The sequence below is a fragment of the Lampropedia cohaerens genome (assembly GCF_001005215.1).
In the GTDB taxonomy this organism is placed as follows: Bacteria; Pseudomonadota; Gammaproteobacteria; order Burkholderiales; family Burkholderiaceae_C; genus Lampropedia; species Lampropedia cohaerens.
The window spans coordinates 110,357-125,606 of the sequence record NZ_LBNQ01000033.1 but is presented as its reverse complement, the minus strand read 5'-3'; the positions used below and the strand labels follow the sequence as shown (position 1 = coordinate 125,606).

At 64.1% G+C, this 15,250-nt stretch carries 12 protein-coding genes and 1 riboswitch; of the genes, 5 read left to right on the top strand and 7 right to left on the bottom strand.

Going from position 1 to position 15,250, the window contains the following annotated elements; genetic code table 11:
- Positions 1–12: 12 nt before the first annotated feature.
- The 3 genes from mtlD to AAV94_RS15310 all read right to left on the bottom strand — a co-directional run bounded on the left by mtlD (position 13) and on the right by AAV94_RS15310 (position 5,455).
- The gene (gene mtlD / locus AAV94_RS11030) at positions 13–2,193 is read right to left on the bottom strand and encodes a bifunctional mannitol-1-phosphate dehydrogenase/phosphatase (protein WP_046742294.1); all 2,181 of its coding nucleotides are present in this window, start codon (positions 2,191–2,193) and stop codon (positions 13–15) included.
- A 312-nt stretch (positions 2,194–2,505) separates the two neighbouring features.
- Positions 2,506–2,895 carry a thioredoxin family protein gene (locus AAV94_RS11025; RefSeq protein WP_046742293.1) on the bottom strand — a complete coding sequence of 130 codons (390 nt, stop codon included), beginning with the start codon at positions 2,893–2,895 and terminating at the stop codon, positions 2,506–2,508.
- Entirely contained in the window at positions 2,885–5,455 is a 2,571-nt protein-coding gene (locus AAV94_RS15310) for a DNA translocase FtsK (protein ID WP_046742292.1), read from the bottom strand. Before AAV94_RS15310 ends, AAV94_RS11025 begins: the two co-directional genes overlap by 11 nt.
- A 206-nt stretch (positions 5,456–5,661) precedes the next feature.
- On the opposite strand from AAV94_RS15310, the gene trxB reads away from it, so the two are divergent.
- Positions 5,662–6,624, top strand: coding sequence for a thioredoxin-disulfide reductase (gene trxB, locus AAV94_RS11015; protein WP_046742291.1), 963 nt, complete (start codon positions 5,662–5,664; stop codon positions 6,622–6,624).
- A gap of 252 nt (positions 6,625–6,876) precedes the next feature.
- On the opposite strand, the gene speG is transcribed toward trxB, so the two are convergent.
- The 3 genes from speG to AAV94_RS11000 form a co-directional block, all read right to left on the bottom strand.
- Positions 6,877–7,482, bottom strand: a complete 606-nt coding sequence (gene speG / locus AAV94_RS11010; protein WP_084824878.1) for a spermidine N1-acetyltransferase — start codon at positions 7,480–7,482, stop codon at positions 6,877–6,879.
- A gap of 29 nt (positions 7,483–7,511) precedes the next feature.
- Positions 7,512–7,841 (bottom strand): divalent-cation tolerance protein CutA, encoded by a 330-nt coding sequence (gene cutA / locus AAV94_RS11005; protein WP_046742290.1) that lies wholly within the window; start codon positions 7,839–7,841, stop codon positions 7,512–7,514.
- Between the two features lie 105 nt (positions 7,842–7,946).
- Complete coding sequence (locus AAV94_RS11000; protein WP_046742289.1) at positions 7,947–9,404, bottom strand: sodium:solute symporter family transporter; 1,458 nt, start codon at positions 9,402–9,404, stop codon at positions 7,947–7,949.
- 78 nt (positions 9,405–9,482) lie between these two features.
- Positions 9,483–9,666: riboswitch (TPP riboswitch) on the bottom strand.
- 157 nt (positions 9,667–9,823) lie between these two features.
- Here AAV94_RS11000 and AAV94_RS10995 point away from each other — a divergent pair.
- Together AAV94_RS10995 and AAV94_RS10990 are read left to right on the top strand one after the other, a co-directional pair.
- On the top strand, positions 9,824–11,044 hold the full coding sequence (locus tag AAV94_RS10995) for an MFS transporter (RefSeq protein WP_331396815.1): 1,221 nt from the start codon (positions 9,824–9,826) through the stop codon (positions 11,042–11,044).
- A gap of 51 nt (positions 11,045–11,095) precedes the next feature.
- Positions 11,096–12,787, top strand: coding sequence for a (2,3-dihydroxybenzoyl)adenylate synthase (locus AAV94_RS10990; protein WP_046742287.1), 1,692 nt, complete (start codon positions 11,096–11,098; stop codon positions 12,785–12,787).
- Positions 12,788–12,800: 13 nt separating this feature from the next.
- Here AAV94_RS10990 and AAV94_RS10985 read toward each other — a convergent pair whose 3' ends face one another.
- Positions 12,801–13,706, bottom strand: a complete 906-nt coding sequence (locus AAV94_RS10985; RefSeq protein ID WP_046742286.1) for a LysR family transcriptional regulator — start codon at positions 13,704–13,706, stop codon at positions 12,801–12,803.
- A gap of 302 nt (positions 13,707–14,008) precedes the next feature.
- On the opposite strand from AAV94_RS10985, the gene AAV94_RS10980 reads away from it, so the two are divergent.
- Complete coding sequence (locus tag AAV94_RS10980) at positions 14,009–14,392, top strand: CRISPR-associated endonuclease Cas3'' (protein ID WP_046742285.1); 384 nt, start codon at positions 14,009–14,011, stop codon at positions 14,390–14,392.
- Between the two features lie 264 nt (positions 14,393–14,656).
- Entirely contained in the window at positions 14,657–15,250 is a 594-nt protein-coding gene (locus AAV94_RS10975) for a 2-hydroxychromene-2-carboxylate isomerase (protein WP_046742284.1), read from the top strand.

Sequence of the window (15,250 nt, the reverse complement as noted above, 5' to 3'; positions counted from 1 at the left end):
GGATTGACGGGTTCAGGTCCTGGCTTTGCGCAGCGGCCAGTCCCAATGGGAACTGCCCTCTGCGGAGAGCTTGTTGAAGTGGCGGGTGATGCGCTGCAGCAGCTCTGCATCCGCACTGGCATCGAGGCAGGCGTAGGGCTGGCCATGGTAGAGGCCATCCTGACACAGCACATCACGCACGCTGTTGCGCCGCGCGTACAGCACCCTGATGCGCTGCGCCTCCTTGTCGGACTCTGGCGCACAGCGCAGCGCATACAGCAGTGCCAGCGCCACGCCATACTCCAGCAGCGGCGTGGCAATACCGAGACTGTGCGCCTGCAATATCGTGCCGATGACGCGTTCGTCACGCTGCAGCTTGCGCAGCGGATCTCGCCCCACACGGGCACAGGTATCTCGAAAGGAATTGCGGCAGCGCTTGATGAAGATGCTCATGAAGGCGTCGGCCAGCTTGGCGAACTCGGAAGAGCCATGCGCCAGCGCCGGCAGGATCTCCTCATTGGCCAGCCGTCGCACCAGCGTGCTGACACGCTCGTCGGCCATACCCTGCGCGACCGTGCGGTGGCCAAGCAGCGCCGCATACCAGGCCAGGATGGCGTGGGTGCCGTTGAGCAGGCGATTCTTGAGCGCCTGCACCATGCGGATGTCCTCCACGGTCTGCATCTGGCACAACCGCTCCAGCAGCGGCTCGCCTGCCTGCACGTACAGGGCCATGTCCTGGCTGCTGTGAAACAGCGTCAGGCTGATCTGCTGCGCGGCATCGCCCAGCTGCGCCACGGTCGCGAGCTTGTCAAACAGCATGGGCAGCATCTGCTGCGCCGGCAATGCTCGCCCGTGCAGCAGCTGCTGGAAGGTCGGGCCCGGATCGATGGCGCGGCTTCCCAACGCCACGTCAAACGCCCGGCCGCTGACGCGCAAGGTTTTCAGCACCGTCTCCCGCGGCACCTTGGTGACGATGCGATTGACCACCGTCTCGACGAACCGCGCCTGCCGCAGCACCTGCGCGGCAACGGCCGTACCATGGCGCCGTTGCAGTGCGTCGGCCACCAGCTCGCGCACCCAAGCCGCCGCCTGCACCTTGTTCATCAGCACCGGCAGCACCAGTGGCTGCGCGCAACCTTGCTCAAAACGGCGGTACAGTCCCTGCGCGATAACGCCAGCCTGGGTCGCCAGGGCCGATTCGGCCAGACAGATGCCAACGATCTCCGCCTGCGCATACAGGTCCGCCACAGCGTCATGATCCTGCGCGTCGATGAGCGTGATCCCATCAATGGTCTGATCGATGGCCGCATGGGGATAGCGCACCCGGTACTTGCCGAAGTGATTGACCAGCCCCCGATACAGCGCGTTGGAGGTCACGCCGACAATGCGCGCCGGGCGCACATAGCCATCCCAGTGGGAAAAGACCTGCGCCAGATAGCCGCCACCAATGGCGCCAAAACCGTGAATGCCGACAACGGCGTTGCTGCGCGCCATGGGAAATGCGTCGATCACCCGCGGCACCGGCCGAGCCGGCGTACAGGCGCGCACATCGTCGAGCAACTCGGCCATGCCGCCCTGGTAGGCAGCAAAGGCCTTCTTGCGCAGCACCGCCGGCGGATGCTTGAGATCGTGGACGTACACCGCGGCGCCACCTGCCGCGAGGGCCGCACGAAGGCCATTTTCGGAATCCTCCACCATCAGGCATTCCTGCGGTGCACAGCCCAGCTGCCGGGCCGCCGCCTGGAATATCTCCGGATCCGGCTTGCCCCGTGTGACCTCATCGCCGCAGACGGTCACGTCGAAGTAGCGCAGCACGCGCGCGCTCATCAGGTATTCCTCGGCGATGGCCCGACGGCTGGAGGTCGCCACGGCCAGCCGCATGTCCGCTTTCCGCAGGCGCTCCAGCACTTCGTGCAGCCCCAGCTTGACCGGCACGCCGTACTTGCGGATGTACGTCAGCTCGAGCTCGTCCGCCCGCGCCCGAATGGCGGCATACGGGTAGTCCGCGCCGAAATGCTGCTGTGCCAACGCTTGCGCCTTCTTGGCCGACAGGCCCAGCGAGCCATACAGCACCGCGTCTGAAATCTCCTGACCGAAAAGCTGCTGTGACGCCTGTTTGAGGGTGCTGAACCGCAGCCGTTCGGTATCGAACATGGTGCCGTCCATATCGAATACGGCAGCGCGAAAAACCTGATGCTTGAACTCCAAAACCATCCTCTCTGTGTGATTGATGAGGCGTAGTAAAGCGACACCGAAACAGGGTTACGGCGCCACCGCAGCAGGGCTGCGCCACGCAGTGAAAGCAAGCACGCAAACGGCTTGCAGGGACGGGCCTACTCTAACAGGCACCTTCGAATGGCAGGCGGCCGGCATGGCCGCACAATGGGCCGACCGGATACAGCCGCACAGCAAGGAATGCTGCAGGCCGCTGGCAGCGCACGCATGCAAGAAACGTGCCCTTGCATGCCGGAAACCGATGGTCTCGGCGCGCTGCGGGCACCTGCAAAACGCACAACCTGCTGCCGCTCAATCGCGCAGCAGCGGTTGCAGCGCCCGCCATGCGCGCTGGTAGGCGGCTGGCGTCGCGGGGGCGCTTGCCAGCGGATCGCGCAAGTCGGCAACCAGCCGCTCCAGCACCCGGAGATGGGGCAACACATCGCCCCAAAACAGCAAGGTATCGCCGCGTCCGATGGCAATGGTCGGAAACGTCTCCACATCGACATCGTCGAGCGCCGCGCTGATCGCAGGCTCCTCCACGTCCAGCCAGACGGTCGTCACGTCCGGCGCCTGCGCGGCAAACTGGGCGAACAGCGGCGCGTACTCGCGACAGACGCCGCACCAGGCCGCGCACAGGCCGACCACCCGCAGCGGCGCCACACTCTTGCCGTCTGTTGCAGCGGCAGTGTCACTCGCCACGGTGCGGCACCAGAATGTCACGCTGGCCACTGCTGGTCAGCGGGCTGACGAGACCGGCCTTTTCCATGTCCTCAAGCAGGCGCGCCGAGCGGTTGTAGCCGATGCGCAACTTGCGCTGCACGTAGGAGATGCTGGCCTTGCGGTCCTTGAGCACGATTTCCACGGCCTGGTCGTACATCGGATCCTTTTCGCCGCCGCCGCTGCCGGCAGGCGTGCCCTCGAAATCCACCGCCCAGTCGCTCTCATTCTCGCTGCCCACACCATCGAGCACACCGTCGATGTAGTCGGCCTCGCCCATGCTCTGCTTGATGAACTCGACCACGCGGTGCACCTCGTCGTCACTGACAAAGGCGCCGTGCACACGCACCGGCAAGCCCGTGCCGCCCTTCATGTACAGCATGTCCCCCATGCCCAGCAGGGCTTCGGCGCCCATCTGGTCGAGGATGGTGCGGCTGTCGATCTTGCTCGAGACCTGAAAGGCGATGCGCGTGGGCACGTTGGCCTTGATCAGGCCGGTGATCACGTCCACGCTGGGGCGCTGCGTGGCCAGAATCAGGTGAATGCCGGCGGCGCGCGCCTTCTGCGCCAGGCGTGCGATCAATTCCTCGATCTTCTTGCCCACAACCATCATCAGGTCGGCCAACTCGTCGATGACGATGACGATGTGCGGCAGCGGCTCCAGCGGCTCCGGATCCTCCGGCGTGAGGCTGAAGGGATTGCCGAGGGGCTGGCCACGCTCCTGCGCTTCCCGGAGCTTGCTGTTAAAGCCTGCCAGATTGCGCACGCCAAGCTTGCTCATGAGCTTGTAGCGGCGCTCCATCTCGGCCACGCACCAGTTCAGGCCGTGCGCGGCCTGCTTCATGTCCGTCACGACCGGGCACAGCAGGTGCGGGATGCCTTCGTAGACGGACATCTCCAGCATCTTCGGGTCGATCATCAGCAGGCGGACTTCGCTGGGCTCGGCCTTGAAGAGGATGGAGAGAATCATCGCGTTGATGCCCACCGACTTACCTGAGCCGGTCGTTCCGGCCACCAGGCAATGCGGCATCTTGGCCAGATCGGCCACGACCGGGTTGCCGATGATGTCCTTGCCCAGACCCAGCGCCAGCTTGGACTGCTCGTCCTGGTACACCGGCGAGGACAGGATTTCCTTGAGCTGGATGGACTGGCGCCGCGCGTTGGGCAACTCCAGCGCCATGAAGTTCTTGCCGGGAATGGTCTCGATCACGCGGATCGACATCAGCGACAGCGACCGCGCCAGATCCTTGGAGAGATTGACGATCTGCTGGCCCTTGACGCCGGTGGCAGGCTCAATCTCGTAGCGCGTGACCACCGGGCCGGGCTGGGCGTCCACCACGCGCACCTGCACGCCGAAATCCTTGAGCTTCTTCTCGATCAGCCGGCTGGTCATCTCCAGCGTCTCGGGCGTGACCGTCTCCTGCTTGGTTGCCACGGGATCGAGCAGATTCACCGATGGCAATGCACCGCTGCGCGCATCATCGAACAGATGCTTCTGGCGCTTGGCCGGCGTGGTAACCAGGGCAGTCTCGTTGGGCGCCACCGGCGTGGGATCATCCCACAGCGGCTCGGCACGCTCATCGGGCAATGTGGTGGCGTAGGTCTTGCCAGGCGGCGGCTCTTCGTCCCAGGGCAGATCGGCATTGTCCACATAGGTTGGCGGCGTACGTTCCGCTGCGTCATCGGCCGGCGTCAGCACCGGCTCCGCGGGCGCGTCCCACATCTGTGGCAAACGCTCCTCCGGTACCTCGACGACCGGCACATCGCGCGTGCGCAGGGCCTCACGATCGAGCACCACGTCGTTGGCTACCTGCGCCTCGCGCTGGCGTTGCGCCAGCCGGCCTGCCCGTGCGTCGCGGCGGTGCTCCAGCGCCAGTGATGCCCGCACCAGCCACTTCTCGATCCATGCGCCGGTCCGCTCGGCGAGCATGCCCCATGAAAAGCCCAGCACCCAGGACAGTGCCAGCAGCGCCAGCACCAGCGACACCACCGTGGAGCCGTTGTAGCCCAGCCAGCCTACCACGCGCGGCCCCATCAGATGCCCCAACACCCCGCCCGCATGATCGGGCAGACTGGCCTCAAAGCGGTACAGCCGCGACCATTCCAGCACCGCGCAGCTGCACAACAGCAGCAGCAGACTCAGACACCACAACCCCCTGCGTGTCCACATCCGCAGCATCATCAGCCGCCCCTCGGGGCGCGCCAGCGGCTTGCCGCGCAGCCAATTGCGAAAGGCGCGCCACCACAGCAGCACGAGTGCGCCCACCAGCACCCAAGTGGTATAGCCCAGCAAAAAGTAGCAGATGTCGGACCAATAGGCACCAATGTTTCCCAGCCAGTTGTGCGTCTGCACCGCCAGTGCACCGCCCTGTCCCGACGAAGACCACGCCGCATCCTGCGGCGAATGGCTGATCAGTGCCGCAACCCAGGCCGCACCGAACACCAGCGCGAGAAACAGCAGCAGATCCTGCCCGAAGCGGCTGAAAAAGCCCAGCTGTGCATCAGTGTTGGAGGAGTTGAAGGTATTCGAGGAAGATCGCATGTGAACCACGTCCCAACCGGCGGGACAGTCGCGGAGATTGACGCCTGGATGGCAAATCCTGCCAGAGCGCACCACTATGGAGGGCAAATCGGCGGCACAATTCAGGGCAAGGGGAAATCCCTACAATGCAGCAAGGCTGTCAAAGGACAGATTATCGCAAAGACCTGCGCCGAACGCGTAGCCAACACTTTTTTGACGATAAAAACATGAGCAACAGCAACACATTACACGCAAAAGTTCTGATACTCGGATCCGGCCCTGCAGGCTACACCGCTGCAGTCTACGCGGCACGCGCCAATCTGGCGCCCGTGCTGATCACCGGCATGGCGCAGGGCGGGCAATTGACCACCACCACCGAAGTGGACAACTGGCCCGCCGACCCCGAGGGTGTGCAGGGCCCGGAGCTGATGGAGCGCTTTCTCAAGCACGCCCAGCGCTTCAACACCAACATCGTGTTTGACCACATCAATGCGGTGGACCTTTCCAGCCGGCCCTTCACCCTCAAGGGCGACAGCGGCACCTATACCTGCGACAGCCTCATCATCGCCACCGGTGCCTCGGCCAGGTATCTGGGCCTGCCCTCGGAGCAGGCCTTCATGGGCAGGGGCGTTTCCGCGTGCGCGACCTGCGACGGCTTCTTCTACCGGAACAAGCCCGTGGCGGTCGTCGGCGGCGGCAATACGGCCGTGGAGGAGGCGTTGTACCTCTCCAACATCGCCAGCAAGGTCACGCTGATCCACCGCCGCGACAAGTTCCGCGCCGAACCCATCATGATCGACAAACTGATGGAAAAGGTGCGCTCGGGCAAGATTGAACTCAAGCTCTTCAGCGTGCTCGACGAGGTGCTGGGCGATCAGAGCGGCGTTACCGGCGTGCGCATCAAGAACGTGCAGGACGGCTCCACCGAGGAAATTGCCCTTGATGGCACGTTCATTGCCATTGGCCATTCGCCCAATACCGAGATCTTCCAGGGCCAGCTGGAGATGAAGGATGGCTACATCCTCACCAAGGGCGGTCACGACGGTTTTGCGACCCAGACCAGCGTGCCTGGCGTATTTGCCGCCGGTGATGTGCAGGACCACGTCTATCGCCAGGCCATCACCAGCGCCGGCACCGGCTGCATGGCGGCGCTGGACGCGCAACGCTTTCTGGAGCAGCACGAAAGCTGAGCACCGCAGCGCGGCTCGGCCTGGTGTGTAAGAACCTGTTCACGATCTTTTTATGCACCGCGTTGGCTCACCAGACACGCGATGCAAGGCGCAAACCGCAGTCGGGCTGGTGGCCCAACGAGGATTTGCAACGCCGCCGCGCGCGTCTGGCGAGCCAACGCGGTGCATAAAAAGATCGTGAACAGGTTCTAAGAAAGCGGCCCGACGGGCCGCTTTCTGCATGACGAGGCGAAGTCAGAAGAAGGCCGTCAACTACTGCGCGGTCGGCCGCAGCAGAGCGCCCTGACGGGGGAACTTCTTCAAATAGTCGTGCTGGAAGAGATACATGCGCACGACGTTGCGGTACTCGCCGTTGACGAAAAACTCGTGGATGAGCTCGCCCTCGACCTTGAAACCCAACTTGCTGTAAATGTGCGAGGCCTTCTTGTTGTCCTTGTCGACGATGAGATACAGCTTGTACAGGTTGAGAACGCTGAATGCATAGTCCATCGCCAGCCGCGTGGCCTGCGTCGCCAGCCCACGGCCCTGGAAATCTGGCGCGATGATGATCTGGAACTCGGCGCGGCGATGCACCAGATCGATCTCGACCAACTCAACCAGCCCAGCCTTCTGGCCCTGATACTCGACGACGAAGCGGCGCTCGCCCTGGTCGTGAATATGCTCCTCGTAAAGCGCTGCCAGTTCCGCGAATGTCTCGAACGGCTCCTCAAACCAGTAACGCATCACACTGGCATTGTTGTCGATCTGATGCACGAAATGCAGATCTTCCCGCTCCAGCGGGCGCAGCCGCACTTCAGGGTTCACCTGAACGGGCTGCACACTGCGCGAGGTCTTTGCATTTTTTCTTGCTGCCGCCATGACTGCTCTTTGAATTTGGAACGGCAAGTTTACGTGGCAACGTCCGGCTGCGCGACTTCGCTGGCCACCCACGCGGCAAAGGTCGGCGCGACCTCGCTTGGCTGCAAGGCATACAGTGCAGGCTCCTCGTACGGATGGTGCGCCTTGAGCAAGGCCTGCAGGCGCGCGCTGGCTGCTGCGGTCGTCTTGAACAGCAGGCGCAGCTCGCGCTCCTGCACCACCTCACCTTTCCAGCGGTAGCGACTCTCGATGGATTCCGTCTGCACGCAAGCGGCCAGCCGCGCATCCAGCGCCAGTTGGGCAAGCTTGGCCGCATCCTCTTGCCGCGCAACGGTGGTCACGATCCATGTCAGCATCATCACTAGCCTCCCGAAAAAGTAGAACGCACTTGTGCGGCGCCATCATAAGGCGCGCCAGTCAGGCCTGTGCAGCAGAAGCGGCCCGAAAAACCAGAGGCCCTGCGCTCAGCGATCCAGTCTGCGCACGCTGCCAGCGAGCGACTGGAGATCGAACAGAGCGCGCGCGCGGCGCACCAGCTGCAGCACGCCAATCATTCCCACTGGCACCAGCGCCGCCAGCAAAAATGCCTCCAGCAGGGTGTCCATCGGTTGACCGGGCCGCGGGAACATCCACAGACCGGCCGCCAGCCCCGACAGCGTTGCCAGTACCGCGTCCAGCCCGTCATGACGTCGGTTATAGAGCCCGAAGAAGACCGGAAACGCCGCAGCCGCACACAACAGGTCAGCCAGCAGGAAGAGGTAGAGCACGCTGTAGCCCTGCGCCGCGACAATCAGCACCGGAATGGCCAGCAGCAGAATCAACCAGCGCGCCAGCCGCAGCAAGACTGCCGTGGAGACGCGCGGATACAGCTTGCCAATGTCCACCGCCACGATGCTGGACACCGCATTGATGACAGTGTCGGCACTGCTCATGACCAGTGCCAGGCCCAGAGGAATCAGCGCAACAGCCAGCCACAGTGGCAGCGCAGGCATGATGACGCTGAACAGCGCCACCGAGCTGTCCCCCTGCGGCGAGCGGGCCATGAAGGCCAGGCCGAACAGCCCCATGGCCAGGATAAATGGCCCAACCAGTACCCCGCCCAGCAGGAAGCCGCGACGCATGTCCCGCGTGTTGCGAGCGGCGTAGACGCGCTGCCAGTTCCCCTGATGGAAGATCTCCGTCAGCAGGATGGCCACGAAAAAGGTCAGTCCTGCCTTGATGCCAGTCGCGCTGGTGATGTCCAGCAGCTGCGGCGCCGTCTCCCGCAGGCTGCGCACCACCGGCGCCGGCCCGCCGGTGACCCACCATCCCAACGCCACCAGCGCCAGCAACAGCGGCACGATGAGAACGATCTGGATCTGATCGGTGAAGATCGAAGCGCGCAGCCCACCGTAGGACGTATAGAGCAGCGTGAACCCCATGACGATCGCAGCCGTCACCCAGAGCGGCACGGGCGCAATCAGGGTAACCAGCAGCGCGATGGCGGTGATCTCGGCCGTCATCGCAATGAACATGTAAAACAGCATGATCAGCAGGGCCGTCAAGTACATGCCGCGGCCATAGCGCGCCATCAGGAACTCCGTCAGCGAGTGGCCGCGCGGGATCAGCGCGCGCATGCGCTGGCCCAGAGGAATCATGGCCAGGCGCGGCGCCATCGCCCCCAGCGCATAGCCGATGACCGCGGCGATTCCGCCCCAGGTCGCGGCCTGTGGCGGCGAAAACAGAATCCACGCCCCCAGCGCCGACGCCATCAGCGTCAGCGAAGTCGCCAGCGAGCCCTGCGAGCCACGCGCGGTGATGAATTCCTCCAGACTGTCGCGCCGCCTGCGCGCATAGAGCATGCCGGCAATGGCGAACAGCGCGGCAAAAAACACCAGCCAGACAATGGCGGCAGCACTGGAGAGAAACGACGTCTGTGCCATGGCACACCCCTTCCATACGGTATTGGCAGAAACCAGAACATGGAAGGCCGCGCACCAGCGCGCCCGTTGCAGGCGCTCGCAGTGGCAATCGTCCTTCCCTTCGCCGGCATGACCCGGATCAGGTTCAAAGGGTTATCGCGCACCGCGTGCGCAAACTCTCAGCCCGTCAGAAGCTATTCCGATCTCCCCGCACCTATGCCACGTGTGTGACACCGCTTGAAGGGTCGATGAACCGCGCCTCAGGACACCCCTAGGAACGGCGCCATTATAGGCAGCTGCCCGCGCGCGGCCCCTGCAGCCAAGCTGCGCGGATATGGGTATGATCTGCGCGGCCCTGCGCAAGCAGGCCGCGCATTTGCCCCCCTGCTGTAAATCCGCCGCGTTCGCAGTGCGCTGCGACGGCAATCCCCAACCGCCCCTTGCTCCCGCACTTGATGACAACGTCCACCTTTCGCCTCACCCCCTTGCTCATAGCAGCCCTGCTGGGAACGATGGCGATGATGGCCTACGTTGCGATCATCGGACCCGTCGTGCGCCAGCTGGGAGTGCCCGAACTGGTTGCCGGCGTCTCCATGGCCATTGGGGGGGTGTTCTGGATGCTGCTGGCACGCCCCTGGGGGCGCCTGAGCGACCGCATGGGGCGCAAGCCGATTTTGCTGGCCGGCCTGTCCGCCTTCGCGCTGGCATACGCAGTGCTGGCACTGTATGTCGACATGGCGTTGCGCACCGCCCTGCCGGCGCTTCTCACCATGGGCATGCTGGTTGGCACACGGGCATTGATTGGCGCGTTCTATGCGGCAGTACCGCCAACGGCCGCAGCGGCCATCGCGGACAATATCGCGCCACTGGAGCGACAGCAGGCCATGGCCAAGCTCGGCTCCGCCACGGCACTGGGCATGGTGGCGGGCCCTGCCATCGTCAGCACGGTCAGTGCGCATGGCCTGCAATGGGGCTTTTACGCGACCGCCCTGCTGCCAATGCTGGGCAGCCTGATCCTGCTGCTGTGGCTGCCGTGGCAGCCAGCGCCACGCCATGGCACCACCAGCGCAAGCACACAGCGCCCGGCTGCGCTGAAGCTTTTCGATCCGCGCCTGCGCCTGGCCATGGCTACGGCCCTGACGGCCATGATGACCGTCTCGATCGCGCAGGTCTCCATCGGCTTTTTCGCCATGGATAGGCTGAGCCTGGATGCGGACACCGGCGCGCGGGTGGCGGGACATGTGCTCACGAGCGTCGGCGTGGCGCTGATCCTGGCGCAGCAATGCGTGATACGGCTGCCCGGAATCGCGCTGGAGCGCTGGATCGTCGCGGGGGCCTCCATCGCGGCCCTGGGCTACGCCGGCACGTACTTCGTGGGCTCTGCGCTGATGCTTACGCTGACCAACAGCATCGGTGCCTTCGGCATGGGATTCGTTTTCCCCTCCTTCCAGGCCATGGCTGCCAACGCCGTCGAGCCACATGAACAGGGCGCGGCCGCGGGCAGCGCCTCGGCGGCGCAGGGGCTTGGCATGGTCATCGGCCCCATCGTCGGCACGCTGCTCTACACCATTGCACCCGGCATCCCTTACGCATTCATGGCCCTGACCATGACTGCGCTGGCCATTGCCGTGCCGCTGCACAGCCGACGACCGGCACACTGATCCATCTGCCACCTTTTTTCCATCACCGCAGACTTGCATGTCATGACAGAAATGAATCGCATTCCAACTCGTCACCGCCATCCTCTCGCGCAGATCTGGCCCTCCGAGTTCGCCGCACGCTACCGGCAGGCCGGATATTGGCGGGGCGAGACGCTGGCCGGCTTCTTGCGCGAGCGTGCAATGCAATTTGGCGAGCGTACCGCCATCGTGGGTTACTCGAACGGTGAGCTTATACGCTGGAGCTATGCCCAGCTCTGGGAGCAGGTGGAGACCGCGGCCGCTGGTTTTCTAGCCCTGGGCCTGCAGCCGGGCGATCGCGTCGTCGTGCAACTTGGCAACATGCCGCAGTTCTACAGCGTGGTCTTCGGGCTGTTCCGCGCTGGCCTGATTCCCGTCTACGCGCTGCCCGCGCACCGCTTGACGGAAATCACCCATTTCGCCACCAAGGCGGAGGCCAGCGCCTACGTTGTCGCGGCACGCTACGAGCAGTTTGACTACCTGGCGCTGGCACGCGAGGTCAAGGCTGCGCAGCCTGCCCTGGAGCACGTGATCGTGGTGGATGGCGACGCTGGCGAGTTCACAAGCCTTTCCAGCTTTCGCCCCGAGCCCGCGCGCCTGCCCACTGCCGACGCCGATCCGCAATCGGTCGCCTTCCTGCAGATCTCGGGCGGCAGCACAGGGCTGTCGAAACTGATACCGCGCACGCACGATGACTACATCTACAGCTTTCGCGCCAGCAACGCCATCTGCAACATCACGCCCGAGAGTGTCTACATGGTGGCGCTGCCTGCCGCACATAACTTTCCGATGAGCTCGCCAGGCGCGTTCGGTGCGCTGTATGCCGGTGCCACGGTAGTGGTCAGCCCCAACCCATCACCCGAGACGGCCTTTCCGCTGATCGCCGCCGAGCGCGTCACCGCCGTGGGGCTGGTACCGCCGCTGGCGCTGCTGTGGGCGCAGGCCGCTGCCACAACGCCGCACGACCTGTCCAGCCTGCAGGTACTGCAGGTGGGCGGCGCCAAGCTCACGCCGGAGGCAGCGCGGCGCGTCATTGCCGGGCTGGGCTGCCAGCTGCAGCAGGTGTTCGGCATGGCCGAGGGCCTGGTCAACTACACGCGCCTGGACGATCCGATCGAGACAATCATCGAAACCCAGGGCCGCCCCATCAGCCCGGATGACGAGGTGCTGGTAGTCGACGACCAGGGCCACGCGCTGGAACCTGGCCAGACCGGCTATCTGCTCACCCGCGGGCCCTACACCATCCGGGCTTATCACAATGACGACGCCGCCAACGCGCGCAGCTTTACCGAGGACGGCTTCTACCGCACCGGCGATGTCGTCACGCGCACGCCACAGGGTTACCTGATCGTGCAGGGGCGCGCCACCGACCACATCAACCGTGCCGGCGAGAAGATTTCCGCCGAGGAGGTCGAGGACCACCTGTTAGCCCACCCACAGGTGTTCGATGCCGCCGTGGTATCGGTGCCGGATACCTATCTGGGCGAGCGCATCTGCGCCTTCATCATCCCGCAACAAGGAGAAAAGCCGCGCGCGCCGGAACTGAAGAAATGGTTCAAGCAGCGCAACGTCGCCGCTTTCAAGGTGCCTGACCAGATCGTTTTCGTGGACGCGTTTGATACCACCGCCGTAGGCAAAACCAGCCGCAAGGAGCTGCGCGCCAGGCTGCGTGCACAGCTGCTGGCGCAGGAAGCAGCCGAAAACGGCACTGGCGACAAACAATAACGAATAACGGCAGCTACTGATCCTGCAGTGCGGAAAAGCGCTGGGCCAGATCATCCACCAGCGCACGCACCGCGGGCAACAGATAGCGCCTGCTGGGCAACACCGCGTGCACGATCTCCGCAGGTGGCTCCCAGCCAGGCATCACCTGCACCAGCGCGCCGCGTGCCAGCGCATCGTGCATCATCATGCGCGGCAGCTGCACCACGCCTACGCCAGCTTCCGCAGCCACCAGCAGCGCTGGCATGCTGCGGGTAACCAGGCGAGGCTGGTGCGCAATCTGGTGATGCTGGCCATCAGGGCCAATCAGATGCCAGTGGTAATCAAACTGGGGTTGCCCCAGCGCCAGGCTGGGCAAGGCTGCCAGATCCGCTGGCTGCATAGGCGTGCCGTGCGTAGCCAAAAGCTGGGGACTGGCCACCAGACACTGGCTGCGCTGCCCCAGTACGCGCAACACCAGATCGCTGTCCTCCAACGGAGCGGGTCGCACGCGCAACGCCACGTCGATTCCTTCCCCCACCACATCCACACGGCGGTTGGTATCTTCCAAATGCACCTGTACCGCGGGATAGGCGACCATGAAATCCGCCACCATATGCGCGACCTGCGCCTGCAGTAGCGCGGTCGGGCAGCTCATGCGCACCACGCCAGCCGGCTCGGCTCGGCTGCTGAGCACCGCCGCCTCGGCAGCCTCTGCCTCGACCAGCATCGCCTTGCAGTGCGCATGAAAGCGCTGTCCCACATCGGTGACGACAAAGCGCCGGGTGGAGCGCTGGATCAGCCGCACCCCCAGGCGCGCTTCCAGCGCCGCAACACGGCGGCTCAGCTTGGATTTGGGAAGCCCCAACGCGCGACCCGCGGCAGCGAAACCGCCGTGTTCGATCACCTGTGCATAGTAGTAAAAGTCGTTGAGATCGTGCATGAGCAGGCCGCCGCATTGCGGCTTGGCGAATGTAGAAGGGATGCGCCGGTGATGATAGCGAAGGGTGGCTCTCGCTCAGAACCTGTTCACCACAGGCACACCGGCAGGTGGGTCGCAGAGCCACTGCCTGACTCGTCAGCCCACTGCTCAAAAAATAAGCATTGAACCCACCCTCACTTTGCCATCCCACCCGTTCCCGCAAGATATCCACAACGTTTTCCACCGCAGGTGGGGATGAATGGTTCAGGTCGCCGCCATCTGGGGCATAGTTTCAAAAACCATCGAACGAATGGAGACCACGCATGTCCTGCCTCGAATCCTCTGACGTCTCACGCTACTTTGCCCACTCCTCGCCTGACCCCGTAAAGGCTGGCCACCAGAGCATGGCCGAGCATGCGAACGCGGTGGCGGCGTTGGCGCAAGCGCACGCTGTGCATTTCGGCGCGGCGCAGCTGGCCCGGGCAGCCGGGTTGCTGCACGACCTCGGCAAGTACTGCAAGCCATTTCAGCGCAAGCTGCAAGGACAGGCACTGCAGATCAACCACTCAACCTGGGGCGCGAAGATTGCGCTTGAGCGCTATCCACAGATTGGCTGGCTGCTGGCGTATGGCATTGCCGGGCACCAAGCCGCTCTGGCCAATGGCGCTAGCTTTGATGGTGAACGACCAGTTGGAGGTGCCAGCTAACCAGCGGGTGCCGGCGCGTCAGCAAGCCGCGCGGGAACCAGATCTGTTCTCGCAGGCCGTGCCAACGGGCGGGGCAGATGGCACCGAATGCAAGGGCAATCTCCCGCCACTGTCAATCCCTTGCGTCCCCACTTGGCCCTAGCCGCGGTCAAATGCTGCTGAATACCCAAGCGTTACATCCCTGTCTCACATTTGACGGCATAGCGGCACCTTCCCACGCATGAGGCCATTAGACTGCCCCATGCCCTCACCAAGGAGACAACCATGAAGAACGTCACGTTCTACCTCGATTTCGTATCGCCCTATGCCTATCTGGCATTTCACGCACTGCCGCAGGCGCTGGAAGGCTGCAGCTACCGGATGGAGTACCGCCCCATCGTGCTCGGTGCAGTTTTTAAGGCCAATGCCGTACCCTCGCCCGCCCAGCAGCCCGCCAAGCGCGACTGGATCAGACGCCACACCACGTGGCTCGCCGAGCAGGCAGGGCTAACGTCGTTTGCCCCTGCAGTCAACCATCCCTTCTCGAGCATTCCTCTATCACGCATGGCGTTGGCGTGTAGCGAAGACGGTGCCATCAACCGCTATGTTGCCAACGCGGTATTCGCTCATTGCTGGGAGGCTGGTGGCGCGGACCCGCTGGATCTGCAGCGGTTGGAAGCGCTGCGCGCCGTTCTGCACAAGCAATGGCAGCCCACCATCCAGTCGGTCGACGATGAGGCAATCAAACAGCGCCTGCGCGCCAACACCGATGCAGCGCTGGCAACCGGGCTGTTTGGGGTACCGAGTTTCGTGGTGGACGGGGAATTGCTGTGGGGCCTGGATGCCCTGCCCATGCTGCGCGCACGCCTGCTCGGCTGA